Source organism: Halorubrum sp. SP9 (assembly GCF_005435015.1).
GTDB classification, from domain to species: Archaea; Halobacteriota; Halobacteria; order Halobacteriales; family Haloferacaceae; genus Halorubrum; species Halorubrum sodomense.
Map to the genome: position 1 here is coordinate 23,718 of NZ_SGXU01000016.1, position 23,796 is coordinate 47,513.

At 69.1% G+C, this 23,796-nt stretch carries 18 protein-coding genes, 1 tRNA gene and 1 pseudogene; 8 read left to right on the forward strand and 12 right to left on the reverse strand.

The genetic code is table 11. The features are described 5' to 3' along the window. Positions 1 to 1,036: 1,036 nt before the first annotated feature. A complete protein-coding gene (locus tag EXE45_RS21300) occupies positions 1,037 to 1,309 on the reverse strand; it encodes a hypothetical protein (protein WP_241988333.1) in 273 nt (90 codons plus the stop codon). A gap of 1 nt (position 1,310) precedes the next feature. Here EXE45_RS21300 and EXE45_RS10655 point away from each other — a divergent pair, with 1 nt between their 5' ends. From EXE45_RS10655 to gltB, 3 genes are all read left to right on the forward strand, one after another. After that, positions 1,311 to 2,585, forward strand: a complete 1,275-nt coding sequence (locus EXE45_RS10655) for a PGF-CTERM sorting domain-containing protein (RefSeq protein WP_241989463.1) — start codon at positions 1,311 to 1,313, stop codon at positions 2,583 to 2,585. 100 nt (positions 2,586 to 2,685) lie between these two features. After that, positions 2,686 to 2,853, forward strand: coding sequence for an HEWD family protein (locus EXE45_RS20450; RefSeq protein WP_167603374.1), 168 nt, complete (start codon positions 2,686 to 2,688; stop codon positions 2,851 to 2,853). A 232-nt stretch (positions 2,854 to 3,085) separates the two neighbouring features. Continuing rightward, entirely contained in the window at positions 3,086 to 7,831 is a 4,746-nt protein-coding gene (gene gltB, locus EXE45_RS10660) for a glutamate synthase large subunit (protein WP_137694313.1), read from the forward strand. Between the two features lie 18 nt (positions 7,832 to 7,849). On the opposite strand, the gene EXE45_RS10665 is transcribed toward gltB, so the two are convergent. Continuing rightward, positions 7,850 to 9,934, reverse strand: a complete 2,085-nt coding sequence (locus tag EXE45_RS10665; protein WP_137694314.1) for an ABC transporter ATP-binding protein — start codon at positions 9,932 to 9,934, stop codon at positions 7,850 to 7,852. A gap of 501 nt (positions 9,935 to 10,435) precedes the next feature. On the opposite strand from EXE45_RS10665, the gene EXE45_RS10670 reads away from it, so the two are divergent. After that, positions 10,436 to 11,011 carry an SRPBCC family protein gene (locus EXE45_RS10670; RefSeq protein ID WP_137694315.1) on the forward strand — a complete coding sequence of 192 codons (576 nt, stop codon included), beginning with the start codon at positions 10,436 to 10,438 and terminating at the stop codon, positions 11,009 to 11,011. A gap of 69 nt (positions 11,012 to 11,080) precedes the next feature. Next, positions 11,081 to 11,152: transfer RNA gene (locus tag EXE45_RS10675), tRNA-Ala, on the forward strand. Positions 11,153 to 11,343: 191 nt separating this feature from the next. Here the strand turns inward: EXE45_RS10675 and EXE45_RS10680 are convergent. Together EXE45_RS10680 and EXE45_RS10685 are read right to left on the reverse strand one after the other, a co-directional pair. Next, positions 11,344 to 11,592 (reverse strand): annotated as a pseudogene (locus tag EXE45_RS10680) (type II toxin-antitoxin system HicA family toxin); the annotation flags it as partial. Further along, positions 11,589 to 11,792 (reverse strand): type II toxin-antitoxin system HicB family antitoxin, encoded by a 204-nt coding sequence (locus tag EXE45_RS10685; RefSeq protein WP_092921224.1) that lies wholly within the window; start codon positions 11,790 to 11,792, stop codon positions 11,589 to 11,591. The gene EXE45_RS10685 and the pseudogene EXE45_RS10680, both read right to left, overlap by 4 nt. Positions 11,793 to 11,993: 201 nt before the next feature. Here EXE45_RS10685 and EXE45_RS10690 point away from each other — a divergent pair, with 201 nt between their 5' ends. Then, complete coding sequence (locus EXE45_RS10690) at positions 11,994 to 12,314, forward strand: hypothetical protein (protein ID WP_092921393.1); 321 nt, start codon at positions 11,994 to 11,996, stop codon at positions 12,312 to 12,314. Positions 12,315 to 12,664: 350 nt separating this feature from the next. Here EXE45_RS10690 and EXE45_RS10695 read toward each other — a convergent pair whose 3' ends face one another. Then, entirely contained in the window at positions 12,665 to 14,185 is a 1,521-nt protein-coding gene (locus EXE45_RS10695; RefSeq protein WP_092921225.1) for a Matrixin, read from the reverse strand. 162 nt (positions 14,186 to 14,347) lie between these two features. Between EXE45_RS10695 and EXE45_RS10700 the strand changes: the two genes are divergently transcribed. Continuing rightward, the gene (locus EXE45_RS10700) at positions 14,348 to 14,905 is read left to right on the forward strand and encodes a PAS domain-containing protein (protein ID WP_137694316.1); all 558 of its coding nucleotides are present in this window, start codon (positions 14,348 to 14,350) and stop codon (positions 14,903 to 14,905) included. Between the two features lie 39 nt (positions 14,906 to 14,944). On the opposite strand, the gene EXE45_RS10705 is transcribed toward EXE45_RS10700, so the two are convergent. The 6 genes from EXE45_RS10705 to purB form a co-directional block, all read right to left on the reverse strand. Next, positions 14,945 to 16,546 carry an NAD(P)/FAD-dependent oxidoreductase gene (locus EXE45_RS10705; RefSeq protein ID WP_137694317.1) on the reverse strand — a complete coding sequence of 534 codons (1,602 nt, stop codon included), beginning with the start codon at positions 16,544 to 16,546 and terminating at the stop codon, positions 14,945 to 14,947. Between the two features lie 85 nt (positions 16,547 to 16,631). Further along, entirely contained in the window at positions 16,632 to 17,309 is a 678-nt protein-coding gene (locus EXE45_RS10710; protein ID WP_137694318.1) for a metal-dependent hydrolase, read from the reverse strand. After that, on the reverse strand, positions 17,310 to 17,990 hold the full coding sequence (locus tag EXE45_RS10715; RefSeq protein ID WP_092921228.1) for a hypothetical protein: 681 nt from the start codon (positions 17,988 to 17,990) through the stop codon (positions 17,310 to 17,312). Positions 17,991 to 18,032: 42 nt separating this feature from the next. Continuing rightward, the gene (locus tag EXE45_RS10720) at positions 18,033 to 18,947 is read right to left on the reverse strand and encodes a sensor domain-containing protein (protein ID WP_137694319.1); all 915 of its coding nucleotides are present in this window, start codon (positions 18,945 to 18,947) and stop codon (positions 18,033 to 18,035) included. 49 nt (positions 18,948 to 18,996) lie between these two features. Beyond that, entirely contained in the window at positions 18,997 to 19,335 is a 339-nt protein-coding gene (locus EXE45_RS10725) for a zinc ribbon domain-containing protein (RefSeq protein ID WP_092921230.1), read from the reverse strand. Positions 19,336 to 19,428: 93 nt separating this feature from the next. Beyond that, complete coding sequence (gene purB / locus EXE45_RS10730; protein ID WP_137694320.1) at positions 19,429 to 20,910, reverse strand: adenylosuccinate lyase; 1,482 nt, start codon at positions 20,908 to 20,910, stop codon at positions 19,429 to 19,431. Between the two features lie 168 nt (positions 20,911 to 21,078). Between purB and purN the strand changes: the two genes are divergently transcribed. Beyond that, entirely contained in the window at positions 21,079 to 22,683 is a 1,605-nt protein-coding gene (purN, locus tag EXE45_RS10735; protein WP_137694321.1) for a phosphoribosylglycinamide formyltransferase, read from the forward strand. 53 nt (positions 22,684 to 22,736) lie between these two features. Here the strand turns inward: purN and EXE45_RS10740 are convergent, their stop codons facing one another. Further along, positions 22,737 to 23,627: a substrate-binding domain-containing protein gene (locus EXE45_RS10740; protein ID WP_137694322.1), complete on the reverse strand. Its 891-nt coding sequence runs from the start codon at positions 23,625 to 23,627 to the stop codon at positions 22,737 to 22,739. Positions 23,628 to 23,796 lie beyond the last annotated feature (169 nt).

The window sequence follows — 23,796 nt, forward strand, 5'->3', positions numbered from 1 at the left end:
TTGACAACATCAGCGGAAATACAAATTCAACCCTATTTATTACCAGAAATAATGACAACAAAATTATCGGAATTCGATATCTCTCTGAATATGTGCTCAGAACAAATCAGGCCATCTCTGTTAATACTCCCTATCTTGGTGGTGATGTCAAAGGATTCCTTGTTGCTAACTCTACTCTTGGCTCTACTGATTACGATATAAGAGATCACTTACCCTCTAACGTAACACACTCTGCTCTGTCAACGAGTGAGGGTCGAATTGTTACGGCTAGTGTTGATCTAGCCAATCGCTCGTATGCGTCATCACAGACAAACAAGATCACAATTCCTAATGCTAAAGTGTCAGATACTATTGAAGATAAAACTCCATTCTTTGTTTCGTTACATCCAGTCAACTCAAGCGGATATATACTACAAAACGTAACTGTTGCTAATTCTAAGGTGCTAACTGGATGGAATGAGAATGTCAATCTCTATTTTAATACTACAAATCCGAACTCGGGTATTTTCCGCAGTAACCGCTATGCTGCGGCGATCCAACTTTCACGTGGCCTAGATGCTGGTAACCGAGTTTCTCCCAAAAACTATGAGTTACTTCGGAATTCGGACTTGAACAACCAGTTTGTTTCTGATGGTGTCGCGGACGCTGGTACAATTTTAATAGAGGATTCTGTCCACACAAATGAATCCAATTCTACTGTTCCTGTCCAGATCAAGCATAACCAATCACTAAATAAGCCAGTATATGCCGGACAGTACCTTCATTATAATTCCTCTCTATCAGATATAAATAATACGGAACTACACAGGATAGATAATAAAAACAGATCCCGTGTTGTATCTTTGGGAACTAGATTAAATAATTCCTCTCAAATCGAGTACAATACGTCAATGCTCACTTCTGGTACTTATTACATTCATTCGAAGAGAGGGAATTCAGAACGTTTCAGGATCATCGGAAAAGAAAAACAGAATATTGATCTACAAAATGGTCCGAATCAAACTTCTAACGGTAATCTCATTCGATTTTCGGTGTCTCATAGTGTGCCATCTATGGAGATTATCCTAGATAAGACCACCAATAACACCACAACCACACTCGAACTCACAACCTCTGAGACGGGCCCAACACCCGTCACAATCAACGCGTACGCGTCGCCGGCATCTCCGTCGGACTTCGTCACGACCGGTCCCGGTATCAGCGTCGATTCGGTCACGGGGGATACCGATCCGCTCTCGCCCGGGTCGTACGACCTCACGCTTCGGTCGGAGTACGGAGCCGCGGTCGCCAACGACTCCGCCGCGATCACGGTGAATCCTCGTTCGACGACCGACCTGACCGCGTACACCACGCGCGAAGCCGCCCCGGGCGACTTCGAGGACGCGACCGCCATCCGGAACGCGATCGCCAATGGAACGCTCACCGACGCGACGAACGCCACCGCCAACGACACGGTCGTGTACGCCGTGAACGCGACCGGGCTGACCGGCCTCCCGGCGGCCGCGAACGCCTCGCTGGAGCGCGGTGCGGACCTCGCTCGCCTCGACGGCCTCTCGTTCGGAGTGACGCCTACAGACGCGAACGACACCGACGCCTCTGCCACCGGCGACGCGCTCGGACCGACGCCGAACGAGTCTGCGGTCCACCTCGACCGCGACGGACTCTTCCTCGTCGCGGACGGCGAGACCGCGTTCGGAACCGAGACGCCACCGGCCGCCGGCGAGACGTTCGAGGCCGCCTTCAGGGTCGACGACGAACGACTGCGTCGGGCCGCGAACGGCGACCACCGGGTGACGACGCGACTGACGTACGCTGCCGACCCGACCGACGAGGGCGGAGCGAACCTCTCGGACGACGGGTCTACCGCGACACCGTCACCGAGTACCGGGCCGACCGAATCGATCGGATTGAACGAGTCGACCGAGTCGACCGGACTGAACGAATCGACCGAGTCGAGCGAATCGAGTGAACCGACCGGGGCGGCCGGGACGAGTGCCCCCGCTGAATCGGGAAGCGCGGACCGATCTGATCCGCCGGCCGGTTCCGGCGGTTCCGCCGGTCCAGCTGATGTCGGTGGCTCTTCTAGCGCCACCGATCAGACCGATCCCCGCTCCGCTCGCGCCGGCAACGCCACCGAAGCGGCCGGTCCGGGCCGGTCCGGGGAACCGAACGGTTCCGACGTGGACCGCCCGACGCCTCGTCCCGGAGTCGGAACGACGGTCCCGCCCGGTGCGTCCGGGATTCCGCCCGCTACGGACCCGGCGAAACGCTTCGGTACCGGATCGACGGGACGTACCGCGGACGACGCCTCGGAGCGGGGATCCCGTCCGGGTGACGGGCGATCGGGCGGTGACGCCGGGAGCGAGGGATCCGCGGCGTCGGAGTCCGCCGACTCGTCCGAACCGGCCGGACCGGCCGACTCGAACGAGTCGAAGTCCGACGAGGCCGCCGCGAGGGACCTCGGATACGACGACGCGCCGATCCGATCGACCGTGTACGATCTCCCCGGATTCGGCTCCGTCGCGTCCCTCGTGGCGCTGACGATCGCGTCGCTGCTCGCCCGCCGTCGTGCGCCCGACCCGTGAGAGGAGCGGCGGCCGTCCGTCTCACACCGTCGAGTCGGGGTCACATCGTCGGCGCCTCGCCGCCGGTATCCTTTTGCTCGACGGCGCCGTTCGTCCGCGTATGAGCGTAACCATCACGCCGCCGAAAGAGCGCACGTGCGAACTGTGCGGGCGCGAGGAGCGATGGGACGACGAGGCCGACGGGTGGCGGATCGCGGACGAACCCGGAAACGTCTACTGTATCCACGACTGGGACATCAACGGCTCGTTCGTCCCCCTCAAGGAGTAGTAGACGACTGGACGTTCTGCCACTCTGACCGGTGTGTGTGAAACGGTCTGGTGGCTTTCGCAGAAACTTCGTCAATTTACTGCCCGTTACGGTACGACTACTGATCGATCCGACGGTGTGGTATCTGTTCACCTCCCGTGATGAATAATTACCTTATATTCCCTAATGTGTGTACGATGGATCCTACCCCTATCAGGGTCATACCTTTAAGTGTTCATTCGTGAAAACGCGTATGACCAAGTCACGTAGTACCACCCGGGGCGTACGCGACTCGGATTCCTCGGGTCAGGAAGGGGGGCTCGCGGCGCCGACGGACGACCGATCGAACTGCGGCATCGGCGGCGTCGTCGACCTCGACGGCGAGCCGACTCACGAGACCGTCGCGGACGCGGTCGAACTGCTCGAGAACCTCGAACACCGCGGGACGACCGGCGCGGAAGAGAACACCGGCGACGGCGCGGGGATCATGGTCGCCCGCCCCGACGGGTTCTTCCGCGAGGTCGTCGACGCCGACCTCCCGGACGAGTACGCGGTCGGCTCCGTCTTCATGCCGCCGGAACCGGGCGTTCAAGCGGAGATCCACGACGTCATCGCCGAGGTGTGTGCCGTCTACGGGCTGGAAGTGCTCGCGTGGCGCTCCGTCCCCACCGACAACGCCGACCTCGGCGCGACGGCGCTCGAGTCCGAACCGGAGGTGTCGCAGGTGTTCGTCGCCCCCGTCGAGGGCGCGGGCCTCGCCCAGCGGTTCACGAGCGAGGGGACTCGGCCGGACGACGCCGACCCCGACCTGCTCGGCTTCGACCGCGCGCTGTACGCCGCTCGCCGCGAGATCGAGAACGCGGTGTCCGACGTCGACGGCGCCGGCCGTTTCTACGTCTGCTCGCTCGACCGCCAGCGCGTCGTCTACAAGGGCCTGCTGAAGGGGTCGCAGCTCGTGGGCTACTACCCGGACCTGGTCGACGAGCGGTTCGCCAGCCACGTCGCCTTAGTCCACGCGCGGTTCTCGACGAACACGCTCGGCGCGTGGCACCTCGCACACCCGTACCGCAACATCGTCCACAACGGCGAGTTCAACACGATCCGCGGGAACGTCAACTGGATGCGGGCCCGCGAGAACGACCTCGAACACCCGGCGTTCGGCGCCGAGCTCGACACGATCAAGCCGGTGATCGACGACCCCAACCAGTCGGACACCGCCAGCGTCGACAACGCGCTCGAACTCCTCCTCCAGACCGACCGCGACCTCCCGCACGCGCTCCGGATGCTGATCCCGGAGGCGTTCCGCGGCGACGACCTGATGGGTGACGACCGCGCGGACTTCTACGACTACCACGCCTCGCTCGTCGAGCCGTGGGACGGGCCCGCCCTCGTCATCGGCTTCGACGGCGAGCGCGTCGCCGGCGTCCTCGACCGCAACGGGCTCCGCCCGTGCCGCTACGAGGTGACGACGGACGACCGCCTCGTCGTCGGCAGCGAGGTGGGGGCGCTCCCCACCGAGCCCGCCGACGTGCGCCGCCGCGGTCGGCTCCAGCCCGGGGAGATCTTCGTCGCGGACCCCGAGGCCGGTCGGATCGTCCCCGACGACGAGGTGTTCGAGGAGCTCACCGACGAGAAGTACGGCGAGTGGGTCGACCGCGGGCAGGTCGATCTCGACGCGCTCACCGACGAGGACGACGCGCTCACCGACGGGGACGGCGTCGCGGCCGGGATCGACGACGACTCGAACGAACGAGGAGGCGGGGCGGCCGGGGCTGACGAGGCGGACGAAACGGACGAGACGGAACCGACCGTCCGCGCCCACCAGGCCACGTTCGGCTACACCACCGACTCGCTGAACCACCTCGTCGAGCCGATGGCGAGAGAGGGGAAAGATCCCGTCGGGTCGATGGGTGACGACACGCCGCTCTCGGTCCTCGCCGACGTCGACCGCCCGCTTTTCACCTACTTCAAGCAGCTGTTCGCGCAGGTGTCGAACCCGCCGATCGACTACATCCGCGAGGAGCTCGTCACCTCGCTGGAGACCCGGATCGGGAACCAGCGAAACCTGCTCGCGGAGACGCCGGAACACGCCGAGCAGATAGTCGCCGACACGCCGGTCCTGACGGACGCTGAGACGACCGCGCTTCGCGATCTCCCCGGACCCGGCGAGCGGACTCCCGGTGACCGCGGCGGAGCGGCGGCCGACGGTCCCGAGTTCGCCTCCGTCACCGTCGACGTCACCTACGACCGCGACGGCTCGCTCGTCGACGCCGTGAGTCGGGTCCGCGAGGACGCCGCGACGGCGATCGAAGACGGGGCCGACGCCGTCGTCCTCTCCGACCGCGCCGTCGGTCCGGACCGCCTCGCGGTGCCGAGCCTGCTCGCGACCGGCGCGGTCCACCACCACCTCGTCCGCGAGGGGCTGCGCAACCGCGCGGGCGTCGTCGTCGAGTCCGGTGAACCGCACGAGGTCCACCACCTCGCGACGCTGGTCGGCTACGGCGCGGACGCGGTCGACCCGTACCTCGCGTACGCCTCCATCGCCGACGTGGTCGCCGGCCCGGACGGCGCCGACGAGGACGAGGCGCTCGCCGCGTACCGTCACGCGCTGGAGGACGGCCTCCTGAAGACGATGGCGAAGATGGGCATCTCGACGATGGAGTCGTACCAGGGCGCCCAGATATTCGAGGCGGTCGGGCTCGACTCCGACTTCGTCGCCGAGTACTTCGAGGGCACCGAGATCCGGACCGAGGGGATCGGGATCGAACAGATCGAAGACGACCTCCGCACGCGCCACGCGATGGCGTTCGGCGCCGACCCCGAACTGGAGACCGTCGGCGAGTACGAACACCGCTCGTCGGGCGTGAAACACGGCTGGAACCCCCAGACGGTCGGCACGCTCCAGCAGGCGGTCCGCGGCGGCGACTACGAGCAGTACCGCGAGTTCGCGGAGCTGGTGAACGACCAGACGGAAGAGCTCCAGTCGCTCCGCGGCCTCCTGGAGTTCGACTCCGACCGCGACCCGGTGCCGGTCGAGGAGGTCGAGCCCGTCGAGTCGATCGTCGAGCGGTTCTCGACGGCCGCGATGAGCCTCGGGAGCATCTCGCCGGAGGCCCACGAGAACAACGCCATCGCGATGAACCGGCTGGGCGCGAAGTCGAACACCGGCGAGGGCGGCGAACCGCCCGAGCGGTTCGACACCGAGAAGGAGTGTACCGTCAAGCAGGTCGCCTCCGGCCGCTTCGGCGTCACCTCGGAGTACCTCGCGAACGCCGAGGAGCTCCAGATCAAGATGGCGCAGGGGTCGAAGCCCGGCGAGGGCGGGCACCTCCCCGGCAAGAAGGTCAACGAGATGATCGCGCACGTCCGGTGTTCCACGCCCGGCGTCGGGCTCATCTCGCCGCCGCCCCAGCACGACATCTACTCGATCGAGGACCTGAAGCAGCTCATCTTCGACCTGAAGGCCGCCAGCCCCGAGGCAGACGTCAACGTGAAGCTGGTCTCGGAGGCCGGGATCGGCACCATCGCGGCCGGCGTCGCGAAGGCGAACGCCGACGTCGTCCACATATCCGGTCACGACGGTGGCACCGGCGCCTCGCCGAAGACCTCGATCAAGAACGCCGGCCTGCCGTGGGAGCTCGGGCTCGCGGAGGCGAACCAGATGCTTCGCGCCACCGGCCTGCGCGACCGGATTCGCGTCTCTGCGGACGGTGGCCTGCGGACCGGCCGCGACGTGGCGGTCGCGGCCGCGCTCGGGGCCGAGGAGTACATCTTCGGGACCGCGTCGCTCGTCACGTCGGGCTGCGTGATGGCCCGGCAGTGCCACGAGAACACCTGTCCGGTCGGCGTCGCCACCCAGCGCGAGGACCTCCGCCAGCGGTTCCCGGGCCAGCCCGACCACGTCATCAACTACATGACGTTCATCGCGCAGGAGCTCCGGGAGATCATGGCCGAGCAGGGGTACACCGAGCTGGAGGCGTTCGTCGGCCGCCCCGAGCTGCTCACCCAGCGCGAGACGGACCACGAGAAGGCGAAGCACCTCGACCTGTCCGCGGTGATCGCCGAGCCCGCGGGCGAGTCCCGCACCAAGGTCCGCGAGCAGGCCCACGACGGCATCGACGACCTGCTCGACTGGGACCTCATCGACGAGGCGGCGCCCGCAATCGAGGACGGCGCGCCGGTCGCGCTCACCCGCGACGTGCGCAACGTCGACCGCGCGGTCGGCGCCACGCTCTCGAACCGCGTCGTCTCCGAACACGGCGGCGAGGGGCTCCCGGACGACACGATCTCCTGCCGGTTCGACGGCGAGGCGGGACAGAGCTTCGGCGCGTTCCTCGCGCCGGGGATCACGATGGAACTCTCCGGCGCCGCCAACGACTACGTCGGCAAGGGGCTCTCCGGCGGGCGCCTCGTGATCGACACGCCGGCGGAGGCGGGGTACGACCCGACCGAGAACGTCGTCGCGGGCAACGTCTGCCTGTACGGCGCCACCTCGGGCGAGATGTACGTCAACGGCGTCGCCGGCGAGCGGTTCGGCGTCCGTAACTCCGGCGTGAAGGCCGTCGTCGAGGGCGTCGGCGACCACGGCTGCGAGTACATGACCGGCGGCGTCGTCGCCGTCCTCGGCGACACCGGGCGCAACTTCGCGGCCGGGATGTCCGGCGGCGTCGCGTACGTGTACGACCCCGACGACCGCCTCGACGACCGCGTCAACCGCGGGATGGTGTCGGTCTCCGAGACGCTCGAGGAGTCCGACGAGCGGATGCTCCGCCGCCTCGTCGAGAACCACCGCGCGTACACCGACAGCGAGCGCGCGGCGGACCTGCTCGACGACTGGGGGACCGCGCTCGACGACTTCGTCCGGGTCTTCCCCGACGCGTACGCCGATGTCATCGCGGAGGGCAAGGGCGCCGACGTGCGCGAGGACCCGCCCGCGCCCGCGGCCGCGGTTCCGGGTGCAGACGCCGACGCGGCCGGGCAGGTCTCCGGCGACGACTGAGGCTTCGAAAAGGGGCTCCTACTCCAGCGTCTCCGAGTCCACTTCGCTTTCCGTCGCCCGCTCGACCGCGCGGTCGACGTGGCGCTCGCGGGCGCGCTCGACGAACTCCTCCGGCAGTTCGTCTATCTCGCCGGCCTGAACGCCCCAGAGCTTCGCGTAGAGCCCGTCCGCCGCGAGCAGCTCGTCGTGGGTGCCGCGCTCGACGACCTCGCCGTCCTCCAACACGAGCGCGGTGTCGGCGTCGGTCACCGTCGAGAGGCGGTGTGCGATGACGAAGGTCGTCCGGTCGGCCGCGAGGCGGTCGAGCGAGCGCTGGATCAGTATCTCCGTCTCCGTGTCGACGGCCGAGGTCGCCTCGTCGAGGATGAGTATCGCGGGGTCCTGAAGCACGACCCGGGCGATGGCGAGCCGCTGGCGCTGGCCGCCGGAGAGCTTCACGCCGCGCTCGCCGATCCGCGTCTCGTAGCCGTTCGGCAGCGACGAGACGAACTCGTGGGCCTCCGCGGCCTTCGCGGCCTCGACCACCCGCTCGCGGACCGCCTCCTCGTCGAGGCCGTCGGCGCCCGCCTCCTCGATCCGCGTGAACCGCCCGTACCGGATGTTCTCGGCGATGGTGCCGTCGAACAGCGTCGTGTCCTGCGCGACGTAGCCGATCGACGAGCGGAGGCTCTCGACGGTGACGTCGCGCACGTCGTGCCCGTCGACGCGGACGGCGCCGTCGGTGACGTCGTACAGCCGGAGAAGCAGCTTGAGCAGCGTCGACTTGCCCGCGCCGGTCGGGCCGACGAGGGCGACCGTGTCGCCCGGGTCGGCGGTGAAGGAGACGCCGCTGAGGACTTCCTCGTCGGCGTCCTCTGGGTCGACGAGGGCGTTCTCGGGGTACGCGAAGGAGACGTCGTCGTACTCGACGGCGCCTGCGACGCCGCCGTGACCGGGGTCGCCGGCCGGCGTCACGCCGCCGTCGTTTCGGGCCCCGCCGTCGCCCTGCGCACCGCCGCCGAGTTCGATCGCGTCGTCGTCGTCCTCGATGCGGACCGGGATGTCGCGCAGGCCGAACACGCGCTCGCAGGAGGCCTTCGCGTTCTCGTACTGGTCGATGATGTTCGACACCTCGGCGAGCGGGGCGACGAACTGCTGGGTGAGGAGGACGAAGGTGACGAACGTGCCGACGGTCAGCTCGGTGGAGAACGGGCCCGGCGGGCCGTTCGCGAGCCAGAAGCCGCCGACCGCGAAGGTGGCGGCGAAGGCGAGCCCGGCGAGCAGCTCCATGCCGGGTCGGTAGACGTAGTTGAGCCGGAGGATCGACATCGTGCGCCGGAAGTACGAGTAGGATGCGTCCTCGACGCGCTCGCTCTCGTGGGCCTCCGTGTTGGAGGTCTTCACCAGTTCGACGCCGGAGAGCGCGTTCTCGAGGGCGGTGTTGAGGTCGCCGACGACCGATCGCTGGGCGGTGTACCGCGGCTCCACGGCCCGCATGAACCAGAGCGTGAAGAGGAACATCAGCGGGATCGCGGCGAGCGTGACGATCGCGAGCTCGTAGTTGTAGTAGGCGAGGACGCCCGCGATCCCCACGAGCATCACGCCGAGGCGCGCGGAGTTCTGGAGGGCGTTGTCTAAGAAGACCTCCAGGTTCGAGGCGTCGTTGTTGAGGACGGACATGACCTCCCCGGTCTGCTTGTCGTCGAAGAAGGTCATGTCGAGCCGCTGCATCTGGTCGAAGGAGTCGGTCCGGACCGAGTGCATCACCCGGTGCGCGAAGTTGTTCGCGGCGATACCGTAGACGTAGGTGAACACGCCCGTCACGATGAACGACGCGAAGATGAGGATCACCGAGAGCCGGAACTGCGCGGGCTCGGCGGTCGGGAGCCACGCGTCCGGAACCAGCGGGAGCGTGTACGGACCGGTGCCGGTGAAGACGGCGTCGATGGCGACGCCGAGGACGACCGGCGGGACCAGTCCCGCGACGCGGGCGACGACGTTGGCGACCATCCCGATCACGAGCCAGTGGGCCTCGGCGGCGCCGTACTCGCGGAACAGCCGACCCAGGGGTCGATCCACCCGGTCGCGGTACACTTCGAATGCGTTGCGCTCGTCTGCGGCCATGGACGTACGAACGCGGCGACCCGCATGTATCCGGCGGCTTCGGCGGCTCGTTCCGGGTTCCGGCAACTGGCGATTACCTGACCGACTAGCAATAAATAGCTGATCGAGTGCGGCGGCGCGTGCCGACGAGCGGCCGACAGGCTGCGAGTCACACGCGCGAGGGACGCCGTGAGTGACGGGCGACCGGAGGGAGCCCGGAGCGAACGGCGAGGCTGGGGAGGCGTGAGGCTGCGGTGCGGGGCGGTCGGGGTGGGACTCAAAAGGGCAGCCGCGAGGGCGGCGCAGGCGATGTAAGGACCACAGGGAGCGAGCGAAGCGAGCGACCGAGGACCGCAGCGAGCGTGCGCCGCCCTCGCGGCTGGGGCTTTGGAGGTGTTCGCAGTCGATCGCTCGTCGACTATTTATAAACGAAGATCTGGAGTTCTGACAGCGACCACGACAGAACCACTAAGCGAGTACCGTCGCCGGACGGTTTAATAAGCGCCGCTCGAACCCACGCACGTGGACGAACTCGTCGTGCGGACGGAGGTGTACGCCGACCCCGAGGAGGTGTACGCGTTCCTGCTCGATTTCCCGCGGTACGCGAACTACTCCGAGTACCTGCGGGAGGTCCGGACCGTCACCGGCGACGGCGGCCCCGGGACCCGGTACGCGCTCACGTTCGCGTGGTGGAAGATATCCTACACCGCCCGCTCGGAGGTGACCGGCGTCGAGCCGCCCGAGCGGATCGACTGGGAGATCACGAAGGACATCGACGCCGGCGGCTGCTGGCGGGTGACTCCGCCCGAGGGCGACGAGTCCGACGGGAACGGCGCCGACGGAACGGGCGACGGCGACGCGGACGCGACCGGCGACGACCCCTGTGAGGTCGCGCTCGAAGTCCAGTTCGACCCTGGGTCGGCCAGTCCCGACGCGCTCGACCTGCCGCGGCTCGTCTCGTTCGACTGGGTGTTGAAGAAGGCGATCCCGCTGATCAGAGACGAGGCCGAGCGCGTCGTCGAGCGCGCCGTCCAGGACTTAGAGGGGTCGACCCGGGACGTCGACCTCGACGTGTACGTGGACTCCGACCGGATCTGAGCGCGCGGCCCCGGGTCCGCGATTCGAAGCCCTTAAGATATTCACCGGGAAACCAACGAGTGCGTTCGCGGGCTCGTAGATCAGTGGTAGATCATCCCCCTGGCACGGGGAAGGCCCGGGGTTCAAATCCCCGCGAGTCCACTCGACTCACTTCGTTCGTCTCGTTCCCTCGCGTGGTCCCACTCGCTCACTCCGTTCCCTCGCGGGACCCCCGTGAGCCCATTCGGCTCCCTCCGGTTGCCTCATCTCCTCGCTTTCTTACGGCGCTGAGATCGACACGGTCGCCGAGATAGGCAGTGAGCGACTAGAAGGGGTCGCGTGTGGCCGCGTCGGCGATGCTCGTCGATCCAGCGGCACCACGCGTCGAAGTCCTCCGCGCCGCACTGGTCCGCGATCGACTGGAGCGTCCCGATCTTCACCCGGTCGTGTAGCGGGACAGTGACGGTTCGGACCTCGCCGGTGTCGGGGTTCGTGTACTTCAGAATCGCGTGGCTTCCGCGCTGTCGGTCTTTGCGGTAATCGAAGGAAGTGAGCACGCTGACGATCTCTCGGCCGGAGATGTTTCGCGGCGGACCGCTCATTCCTCGAACCAGGGAGCGTCCGGCTCGGGTGCGTCCGTGTCCGCCTCACGGGCTTCCTTCGTCAGTTCGACCGCCTCGTCGAGGTTCGAAAGCGCCTCCTCGCGCGTCTCGCCTTGGCTGGCGACGTTCAGCTCCTGGTCGATCGCCGACCAACCGCCCTCGTCCTCCTCGATTAGGCGGATCTCTCGGCCAGTGCTCATGGGAGTCAGTAGTCATCACCGCGGAATAAGCGTTCTGTCGCTTCGAACACCGCTTTCGAACGCCCGGGCCGCGGACGGTTCGATCCTCGGGGCACAGAAATGGGCTCGGGGATCGAGATTCCCTCCCGGCGAGACGAGGCCACTCCGTTCGCCTCCCCGCACGAACGCTGGAGTGAAGCCGCGAGAGACGGCGAATCGACTGTGTTGACCGACGCCGAGGAACGGCTCGTCGAGGGGGTCTTGGAGGTGGGCGAGGTCATCGAGCGGGACACGTTCGAGTTCATGATCGAGGAGGGCCTGCCCGCGGAGGAGCTCCGAGTCCTCGGGGGCGACGGAACGGCCGAGGCGGCCATCGAAGGCCTCGAATCGAGGGGGCTCGTCACCACCGAGCGGATCGAGGAGACGGTGCGCGACAGCAGTTCCATAGACGATTCGCTCGCCATCCCCGGAACGGAGTTCGAACGCGTCGAACGCCGGTACGTCCGCTTCACCGAGGAACTCGAAGCGGAGTTCCGCGAATAGGGGATCGGTCGCGTCCGACCGACCCCGTCGCTCAGTACGGACGAATCAATTAGCGTCAGTTATCTCGGTGGCGCGCCGGTGAGCGGTCGCCGCAGGCGGCCACGAACCGCCCGCGAGGGAGTCGGCCGACCGCAGGGAGGCCGACGAGGCAGGGACTCGGACCGTCCGCCGGATTCCCGACCGCAACGCGTCGCCCGACTCGTTCGCGAGGTATCACGTATGGAACAGGCGAACACCGGCGGCCGTATAGACTTTCTTTCGACGACCGCCCCCGAATCTCGGCGTTCCCGGACCACCGATCCTCCGAGCGCCCGACCCACGCGATCGGCCGATCTCACCCGACGCCCGCCTCACTCCGGCCACGCCTCCCGCTCCCGCCGGTCCGCCTCGCCCGTGAGCTCCGGCGGCACCTCCTCCAACAGCACCGGCGCGAACGAGGCGCCGACGTGCCACGCGACGACCTCGTCGTCTAACGCCTCCAGCCGCACGTCCTGCTGGCCGTAGAATTCCCCCTCGACCGTACAGGAGCCGCCGCCGTCCGCGAAGCAGACGTCGCCGCGCTCGTCGAAGGTGACCTGGACGTGCGCGTCGCGCGCGTCCTCGACGAACTCCCACGCGAACCGGTCGCTCCCGGCGAGGTCGTCGCGGCCGGCGAAGTAGTCGAGCGCCGCGGCCACCTCGCGTTCGACCCGGGTCGGCACGTCCCCGCTCTCGGCGCGCAGGTGGACCTTCACCGGCCGGTGGGTCGCGAGCGTGCTCGTCGCGTTCATCAGCCCCGCCGGCTCCTCGCCGTGTTCGAGCCCTTGGACGTGGCCGAGCTCGTGGATGACCGTCGCGTTCATGTCCGCGTCGGAGATCCGGGGGTCGACGGTCGCGGTCATCGGCGTGCGCGGCTCGTCGACGAGGAGGTCCGCGCAGCCGAAGTACCGCGCGTCCCCGTCCTCCACGCCGCACCGCTCCACGCGGTCGAACCGGAGGACGACGTCCGCCCGTTCCTCGTCCGCCACCCGCTCGTAGGCGACCGGGTAGCCGAGGTAGCGCCCGTCGTTCCGCTCCCAGTAGCCCGTCGCGGCCGCGACGACCGCGGAGACGTTCCGGTCGACCGCGCCGTCGTCGACGTAGAGACCGAGCGTCGTCTCCCCGTACGGACTCGGGTGGACCAGCGACACGGTCCGCTCCCGCGTTTGGTTCGCGGTCGTCACGACGACCGGGTGCTCGCCGCCGGCCAGTCGCACGTTCGCGAACGCGACCGACACCCGCTCCGCCGCGCCCCCGTCGAGCGCGACCGTCCGGTTCGCGCTCGCGCCGGCCCCGTACCGGATCCGGACGGTCTGGTTGCCCGCCAGATCGCCGGCGTTGGTCACGGTCGCCGTGACCGTGAGGTTCTCTCCGTACCCCACGCTGTCCGGCGCCTCGATCGCGGAGACCGCGAACGTCGCCGCGCGAGCCTCCTCGACGACCAGCGCTCGGGTCGCGGTCGCCTCACCGACGGACACCGTCAGCTCGTGTTCGCCCGGGGCGAGCGCCGCGGCGTCGACCTCGGCCGTCACCGTCAGCGTCCCGTTCGCCGGGACGGACCGGTTCTCCGAGCGCAGCGTTCGGTCACCGACCCGGACCGTCACCCGGACGGAATCGAGCGTCGCGTCCGAACCGCTCTCGCCCGCCGACCCGCCCGCGTCGCTCGCGAGGCCCTCCCACCGAGCGGTCGCCTCGATCGTCGCCCGTTCGTCGTGTTCGAGCGATTCGGGCGCGGAGACGGACTCGATCGACGGCGACGGGTCGGCCGGCCCGACGGCGTCGCCGCCGAGGCCGCCGCAGCCGGCGAGCGCGACGAGCAGTGCGAGGGCGACGGCGGCGCTTGCGGTACGCATCTCGTCTTCCCCTCGGGACCGGACACGGATAACGTTCGTTTCAACCAGGGGTCAGGTGCGGGGATGTCGGGCTCGCTCTCGCCTCGGCTCGGACCGACGCCGGACGCCAGGTTCGCGTCACCGAACGACACTGGCTTGTCGCCCACCCCCCCAACCGGGAACGTGACGCTTCGACGCGACGTTCTCGCGGCGATCGACGCTGACCGCGGCTCGTTTCGGACCCGCCTCTCGGCGCTCGCCGACGAACGCGGGCTTGACCCGGACCTGGTTCCGGCCCGGTCCGGCGATCCCGACGACCGCGCGGAGCGCGAGGCGATGCTGGTCGACCGCGTCCGCGCGTTCGACGACGTCCCGCTCGGCCTCACCCTCACCGGACCGGCGTACCGCGATACGCCGATCGTTTACGTCAACCGGTGGTTCCGCGACTGGACCGGCTACGCGCTCGACGACCTCCGGGGCCGGAACCCCCGCCTGTTCCAGGCGGCGGACCCGGACGCCGATGTCCGCGCCGAGTTCCGCGACGCCCGCGCCGACTTCCGCGAGGCCCTCTCGACGTGGTCGCGGGTCACGGTCGAGGTCCGAAACCGCCGCCGGGACGGGACGCCGTTCGTCGCCCACGTCTCGCTGCGGCCGCTCTTCGGCGACGCGGGCACGGTCACGCACTGGGTCGCCGCGCAGGAGCCGGAGCCGATCGAGGGGTCGGAAGCGCGGTTCGAGTAAGGAAGCGACCGACGCCGCCGATCGAACGGATCCGGCCGCTCACCACAGCGTCGATGTCGGGACGACCGACGGGAGCACGCCGCCGCCGGTCGCGTCCTCGACGACCGCCTCGGCGACGTGCTCGCCGCTGAGCAGGCACATCGGCATCCCGATGCCGGGGTTGGTGTACGCGCCGACGTAGTAGAGGCCGTCGACGCCGGGCGCGCGGTGCGCGGGACGGAGCGGCCCGGTCTGTCCGAGCGTGTGCGACAGCGCCAGCGCGGTCCCTCGAGGCGCGTTGAACCGCTTTCGGAAGTCGGAGACGCAGGCGGTCTCCTCGAAGACGATCCGGTCGCGGAAGTCGACCCCGGCGTGTTCGGCCAGGTCGTCGAACACCCGCTCGCGGAACCGCTCGCGGGTCTCCGAGTCGTCGTCCAGCCCGGCGGCCAGCGGCACGAGCAGGAAGACGGCCTCGTGGCCGTCGGGCGCCGCCTCGGGGTCCGTCTTCGAGGGGACGTGGACGTAGTACGCGGGGTCCTCGGGCCATTCCGGCTCGTCGAAGATGGCGTCGAAGTGAGGCCGCCAGTCGGTCGGGAACACGAGCGTGTGGTGGTCCAGGTCGACCTCGCCCTCGACCCCGAGGTACGCGAGATACGCCGATGGCGCGTACGTCCGCGACTCCCAGTACGACTCGCGGTCGACGGTCCCGGCGGGGAGGAGGTCGCGCTCGACGTGCGGCGGGGCCGCGTTCGCCACGACGCGGTCGAAGCGGGCGCTCGACGGCGTCGCCGCGGCGTCGCCGCGCTCCGCACGACCCTCCGTCTCGACGGTGAACTTCGGGACCGACGCCGCGATCGACGGTTCGATCGCGGTCACCGGCTCGCTCGTCCGGATCGAGACGCCGAGTTCGCGCGCGAGGTCGGCCATCGCGTCGACGACGCTCGCGATCCCCCCGACCGGGTGATAGACGCCGAGGTTCATGTCGACGTGGCTCATCAGCGTGTAGATCGCGGGCGTGTTGTACGGGGAGCCGCCGAGGAAGACGAGCTTGTACTCCGCGATCTGGCGGAGCTTCTCGTGGTCGAAGTAGTCGCCGACGTAGTCGTCCATCTCGCGGAGCTTCGGGAGCGCGCGCCCCGACCGCAACACGTCGGCGTCGACCATGTCCCGCAGCCGCGACCGGCTCGGGTAGACGAACCGGTCCATACCGAGGTCGTACGCCTCGGCGGCGTCCGCGAGGTAGTCGTCGAGGACGTCGCCCGCGCCCGGCTCGTACGACTCGAACAGCGCCTTCTGTCCCGCGCGGTCGGCCGGCATCGACGCGCGGTCGCCGTCCTTCCAGATCACCTCGTACAGGGGGTCGAGTTCGATCAGGTCGTAGTAGTCGTCCGTCGAGCGCCCGAAGAACTCGAAGAAGCGGTCGAACACCTCCGGCATGAGGTACCACGAGGGGCCGGTGTCGATCCGGAACCCGTCGCGCTCGATCCGCCCGGCGTACCCGCCGGGGTGTTCGTTCCGCTCGAAGGCGGTCACGTCCGCCCCCGCGTCCGCGAGGTAACAGGCCGCGGAGAGCCCGCCGAAGCCGGCGCCGACGACCGCGATCGACTCCCCGGCCAGCGGCTCGGCCGCGTCCGACAGGTCCGCGTCCGGTTGGGTGGGCATCGCGTCACCCTACGCGTCCGGGAGCGTTTACCCTGCGGTCATACCATGTTAGGGGCGTCGCCGTCGCTCGATTCCCTCGCCCCCGTCAGCCGTCGTCTCCGACGCCGTCGCCCTGAAGCCGCCGGGCGCCGAGCGCGAACACCCCCAGCCCGATCAGGTAGAGCCGCCAGCCCGCGTTCGCGACCGGGAACCGGCGGTCGACCGGCTCCTCGACGTCGAGATCGGGGTCGCGCGGCTGGACCGGGTTATTGACGTGGACCGACTCGCTGGTGCCGCCGGCGCCCGCGTCGATCGTCCGGCTCCCCGTCTCCGGGTCGATCCGCACGTCGACGAACGTCTGGACGAACCCGTCGGCAGTCGAGTACAGTATCTCCCCGTCGAGGCTGAAAAAGCGGTCGCGGAGCGGCCAGAACGCGTTCACCCCGTCGAGGTGGGTCCAGTCGAGCGCGACGTGCGCGAAGCCGTGGACAAAGAGGGCGACCCACGCGACCGCGACCCACCGCGGTGAGAGCCGCTCGCGGACCCACGACCGCTCCCGGACGCGGGTGTCGTAGTACAGCGCCAGGGCGGCGACCGCGGGGAACACGAAGTTGTGGCCGACGGTGCGGTGTGCGCCCTCCATGACCACCCCGAGGAAGCTGTCCGCCTCCGGGAGGACGAGGACGACCAGCAGGACGGCGAGCGCGCGCCGGTCGTAGTACGCCCCGAGCAGCCCGGCCGCGAGCAGCAGCGCGAACCCGGCGTGAACGACCGTCGAGGGCATCTAGCGGGCCACCTCCGAGCCGTCCGCCGCGTCCCCGCCGCGGCTGCCGAACCGGACCGCGAGCGTCGCGGCCGCGGCGGCGACGACGACCAGCTGCCACCCGCCGTCGACGAACCGGAACTCGCGGTCGGCGCCCGGATCGAGGCCGGGACGGCCGTCGGGGTTCACCCACGAGGCGACCGGGTCGGCGACCGCGCCGCCGGCGGTCCGGAGCGGCAGGACTCCCGACCCGTCGCCGCCGAGCGCGAGGAACGTCTGGACGATTCCCTCCTGCGTCGAGAACACGAGCCGCCCGCGGACGACGTAGCGCGCGTCCTCCAGCGGGTACAAAAGCGCCGCGCCCTCGCCGGCGAACAGCGCCGCGCCGATCCCGGCGACGACGAACGACGCGAGCGCGACCCACGCGATCCTGACCGCGCGCCGGCCGCCTCGATCGCGGAGGGTCGACTCCGCGCGCAGCGCCGTGTCCCAGTGTAGCAGTCCGCCGACGAGAAGGGGTGGCCAGACGGCGTGGAGGAGGGCGTTCGTCGCGCCCGGCACGACGAGGCTCGCGGCCGCGTCGAGGGAGGGGAGGACCGCGGCCGCGACGACGACCGCCACCGCGCGCCGGTCGAACGCGTCCCCCAGCAGCGCGGCCGCGAGCAGCGCCCCCACGGCCGCGCTCACGGGCGTCGGCGCCATACCCCCACTGACGCTCGGAGCCGAATAAGCGCTCCGGGGAGCTTAGTTGCGGTCCTCCGGGTCCGCCTCGGGATCGCGGGGACTCGCGTCGGGGTCGGCGGGGTCCGCGTCGAACTCGAAGCTATCGGCGGTCGAGTCGGGAGTCTCTCCGGACTCGTCGTCGCGGTCGCCGTCGGTGTTGCTGTTGTCGTTGCCGTCGCGGTCGCCGTCGCCGTCGGTGTTGCCGTCGCGGTCGCGGTCGACGGTTACGCGCTCACGGTCGGGTTCGCTTTCGCCCGCCCGGCCGCTCGCGTCGCTGTCACCGTCTCCTTTTCCGCCGCCGAGCAGCGAGACGGCCATCAGCCGAGCGCCGCCCGCGATCAGGTTCGCCAGGTGGAGCCCGACGAGCAGGCCGACGACCCCGAGCCCCGTCGCGAGGGCGGCCTCGGGCGCGGCGTCGACCGTCCACACCACCGGTTCGCCGTTCAGTTCACCGAACTCCGGGGAGTAGGGGTACCGGACCGGCGCGGCGACGAGGGACAGCGCGCTCGCGAGGACGGCGAGCGGCGCGAACGCCAGCAGCGTGACCCAGAACTTCAGCGAGAGGAACCCGAGCCCGCGCCACGTCGACGGCGCGGCGAGGTACGCGCGAACGGTCGCGATCGCGCCGGTCGAACCGTCGTTCGCGGCCGCGGGGATGTCGTCCGCCGCGACGAGGTCGGTGCCGAGCAGGCGGTTCGCCAACCACCGTTCGAGGCCCGCGACCGGCCGCGAGCCGACGACGGCGGCGGCCAGGACCCCGATCCCCACGAGGACGACCGAAAAGACGAGCCCGAACGCGAGCGCGAACGAGGCGACCCCCGAGTAGACGACCCACAGCGGGACCGCGACCAGGAGGTACAGGAGGCGGCGATACGTGCGGCCGTCGGCGACGACGCCGACGACGGGGAGGTTCGCGAGCGGTCGGCGGGAGACCATACCGCGACTGGTTCGCCGTCCGACAAAAATCGGTCGCTCCCCCGGCGACTCAGGCGAGGAAGAAGTCGATCGCGTTGCCGGACGACTGCCCCTTGTACAGCTCGGAGTAGCCGCACTCGGCGCAGGAGACCACCACGAACTTCCGGTTCTGGACGTCGAACATCTTCGTGAGCCCGGTGCCGCTGGTGGCGATCTCGTCGGTCTCCGTCTCGGTGCCGCCACACTTCGGGCAGCCGTCGTCGCCGTCGCCGCCGAGCGAGGCGGGACGGTCGTCGGCTCCGGCGTCGGGGTCGCCGTCTTCGACCGAGCCGTCGCCCGCGCCGTCCCGCTCGTCGCTCGATTCGTCGTCGAAGACCGAGTACTCGGTCTCGTCGTTCTCGGAGGGCATCGGCCGCGAGTCGTCGGTCGAGGGATAAACCTCTTGTGCCGTCGCCGGCCGCCCGTCGCCTACGCCGCCCACGCCGCCGCTCCCGCGCCGGCGCTACTCGTCGATCTCGTCGACGAGTTCGTCGGCGAAGCCGGTGTAGCCGGTCGGGCTCAGCGCCTTCAGCTCCGCGCGCACCGCGTCGTCGACGTCGAGGTCGTCGAACAGCTCCCGGAAGTCGTCGAGCGTCACCGACCGGCCGCGAGAGAGCGCCTTCACGCGCTCGTAGGCCTCCGTGTCGCCCTCGCGGCGCAGGATCGTCTGGACCGCCTCGCCGATGACTTCGGGGGTCGCGTCCAGCTCCTCCCGCATGACGGTCTCGTTCGGGACGACCTTCCCGAGCCCGTCCGCGGTCTTCGAGTAGCCGATCAGGCAGTGCGCGAGGGCGGCGCCGACGTTGCGCTTGACGGTGGAGTCCGAGAGGTCGCGCTGGAGCCGGGAGGTCGTCACGTAGTCGGCGAGGAAGGTGAGATCGGAGTTCGCCTTCGAGAGGTTCCCCTCGCTGTTCTCGAAGTCGATCGGATTGACCTTATGCGGCATCGTCGACGAGCCGGTCTCGCCCTCGACGGCCTCCTGCCCGAGGTAACGGTCGGAGACGTACAGCCACGCGTCGAGGTCTAAATCGAGGAGGACGTCGTTGACCCCCCGCAGGGCGTCGAACAGCGCCGCGAGGTCGTCGCAGGGGTTGACCTGCGTCGCGAGCGCGGTGTGTTCTAAGCCGAGGCCGCGCACGAACGACGCGGAGAACCCCCGCCAGTCGACGTCGGGGTAGGCCGCGCGGTGGGCGGCGAAGGTGCCCGAGGCGCCCGCGAGCTTCCCCGAGAGGTCCTCGTTCGCGACGACGACCCGCCCCAGCGCGCGGCCGAGCCGCGCGGCGTAGACGGCCATCTCCTTCCCGAAGGTCGTCGGCGTCGCGGGCTGGCCGTGCGTGCGCGCCAGCATCGGCGCGTCGCGGTACTCGTGCGCCAGTTCGACGAGCGCGTCGCGTACCTCGCGGACCGCGGGGACGATCACCTCGCTCACCGCGCGCTTGACGAGGAGCCGGTGCGCGAGGTTGTTCACGTCCTCGCTGGTGAGCCCGAAGTGGATCCACGGGAACAGCGACTCGGCGTCGTCGAGCGGGGCGGCGGCGTCCCCGTCCGCTCCGTCCTCGGCGAACTCCGCCAGCCGGACGCGGAGGAAGTACTCGACCGCCTTCACGTCGTGGTTGGTCGCGTCGTACCCCGCGGCGCCCTCGGTCTCCAGCGCCTTGATCAGGCGCGCGTCCTCGGCGTCGAACGCCTCGTAAACCCCGCGGAGCGCCGCTTCGGTCGCCTCGTCGAACGCGATCGGCGTCGCGTCGAGCGCTCCCAGCGCGAGCAGGTACTCGACCTCCACGCGGGTCCGCGCGCGCATCAGCGCGGCCTCGCTCGCGTACGGGGACAGCGGCGCCGTCCGACCGGCGTACCGGCCGTCGAGCGGCGAGACGGCCGCGAGCGGGTCCGACCGAGAGAGCCCCGGGATGGCGTCGTCCGCCGTCGGTTCGAAGTCGTCGGTCATGTCCGCGACTGCCCCCGGAGCCAGCAAAAGCGTGTCGATGGATCGACGCACGGACGTGGATCTGTGGCGTCCTCGCGCCGCGACGATACCCCGTTCCGATCCGTGAACGTGGACAGGACTGCGGCGCGGACCGCAATCGATATACCCGATCGGTCGGAGGGTTCGGACATGAAGATCGCGGGACTCGCGAGCAACCGGGGACGGAACCTCAGACACATCGCCGACGCCGCGCCGGGCGGCGCGGCGCTGTCGGTCGTCCTGACGAACCGCGAGCAGGCGCCCGTGTTGGGGGCCGCGACCGAGCGCCGGATCCCGACCGAGGTCGTCGAGCGCGACGAGGGCGAGTCGCGCGAGTCGCACGAGCGCCGGATCGTCGAGCGCCTGTCGGACTACGATGTCGACCTGGTCTGTCTGGACGGCTACATGCGGGTGCTGACCGACGAGTTCCTCGACGCCGTCCCGACGACGCTGAACGTCCACCCCTCGCTGCTCCCGTCGTTCCCCGGCACGGACGCCCACGAGCAGGTGCTCGACGCGGGCGTCCGGACGACCGGCTGTACGGTCCACGTCGTCACCGAGGAGGTCGACGCGGGGCCGGTCGTCACCCAGGAGCCGATCCCGGTGTACGAGGACGACGACACCGACTCGCTGAAGGCGCGCGTCCTCCGCGAGGCGGAGTTCACGGCGTACCCGCGAGCGGTCCGCTGGTTCGCCGAGGACCGCGTGACGGTCGAGCGGAACGCCGACGGCGAGCCCGTCGACGTCGCGGTCGAGGGCGACGTGGGCGGCGACTTCCCCGAGCGGCGCTTCGTCTCGGAGGAGCGGACCGCCTCGCTGCGCTACGGCGAGAACCCGCATCAGGACGCCGCGCTGTACGTCGACGACGGCTGCGAGGAGGCGAGCGTCGTCGAGGCCGACCAGCGCAACCCCGGCGCGAAGGGGATGGGGTACAACAACTACAACGACGCCGACGCCGCCCTCGACCTCGTCAAGGAGTTCGACGACCCCGCGGCCGCGGTGATCAAGCACACGAACCCCGCGGGCTGCGCGGTCGGCTCGGACCTGGCGGACGCGTACGACCGCGCGCTGCGGACCGACGCGAAGTCGGCGTTCGGCGGCATCGTCGCCCTGAACCGGGAGTGCGACGCCGACACCGCCACCGCGGTCGCGGACTCGTTCAAAGAGGTCGTCGTCGCGCCCGGCTACACCGACAGCGCGCTCGACGTGCTCCGCGAGAAGAAGAACCTCCGCGTGCTCGACGTGGGCCCGCTCGGCGAGGGCGAGGACCGCTTCTCCGAGCGGTTCACCGAGAAACCCATCGTTGGCGGCCGCCTCGTCCAGGAGCGCGACCGGCAGTCACCGACCGCCGACGACCTCGAGTTCGTCACCGAGCGCGAGCCGACCGACGGGCAGGTCGAGACGATGCTGTTCGCGTGGCAGACGCTCAAACACGTGAAGTCGAACGGTATCCTCTTCGCGACCGGCACCGAGACGGTCGGCGTCGGGATGGGACAGGTGTCCCGCGTCGACGCCGTGACGCTCGCGGCGATGAAAGCCGAGAAGGACGCCGAGGGCAAGTCCGCCGAGGGCGCCGTGATGGCCTCGGACGCCTTCTTCCCCTTCCCGGACGCGATCGAGGAGGCGGCCGACGCCGGCATCGAGGCCGTGATCCAGCCCGGCGGCTCCGTCAACGACGAGGAGGTGATCGCCGCGGCCGACGAGCGCGACATGGCGATGGCGTTCACCGGGTCGCGCTGCTTCCGGCACGACTGATCTCGGCGGGCGGAAGCCCGCCGACCGTTCGGTGCGTCGCCGCGCTCGCGCCGCTACTCCCGCCAGTCGCTCGGCACGTACTGGTCGAACTCGGGGTCGGCCGAGCGGGCGAGCGGCCGGAACGCCCGCTCCCCGTCGACCCGGAACGCCTCGATCTCCGACTGTCCCGGGCCGGTGAGGTACCCGACGTAGGACATCGCGAGCGGGTACGAAACGTCGTGTCGGGTGGGGTTGACCGGGATGACCGCGTACTCGTTTCGGAGCAGCGGCGGCGGGTCGTCGATCCCGAAGTCGACGTGCCGCGTCAGGCCGCCGTCGCCGCCGACGGCGAGGAACGTGCCGCGGTCGACGAGGGTGTAGGCGTTCGACTGCCGGGCCGCGACGAGCGTATCACCCATCCCCTGGCCGGTTTCGAGGTACCACTCGCCGCCGGGACTGACGCCCGCCGCCTCCCATATCCGGAGCTCTCGAACGTGCGTCCCCGACCGGTCGCCCCGCGACAGGAACGTCGCTTCCGCCTCCGAAATCGCTCGAAACGCCGACACGGGGCCCCTTCCGGCGACGTCGGCCGGATCGTCGGGCGGACCGACGACGAGGAAGTCGTTGACCATCACGCTGCGCCGATTGATCCCGTACCCCTCCCTGAGGAACTCGTCTTCCAGCGGGCGGGCGTGGACGAGGACGACGTCGCAGTCGCCGTCCCGGGCGGTACGGAGCGACGCGCCCGTTCCGCGCGCCACCGCGTCGACCCCCGACCCGAACCGGCCGGTGTACGCTCGGTTGAGGACGGCTAGTACACCGCTGTCGTACGCGGTCGTGGCGGTGGCGAGCGTCAACGAGCCGAGGCGTGGTCGGGTCTCCTCGGTCCGATTCGCACAGCCGGCCACCGAGACGGCGCCACCGAGGCCGAGTGCCCGCAGATACTGTCGCCGACGCGTACCCACGATAGCCGAATATAGTTACATCTCGTGAAAAAAGTACGCATTTTTCGTTATCCCAGCCGGGATTCGCGCGATACGCGTCGGATCCGCGCGGCGGATCGTCTCTTCGACCGCGACGCGAGTCTTCCCCGCGAGTTCTCGCCGCCGATCGGAGTCAGCAGCGGCGTCTCCG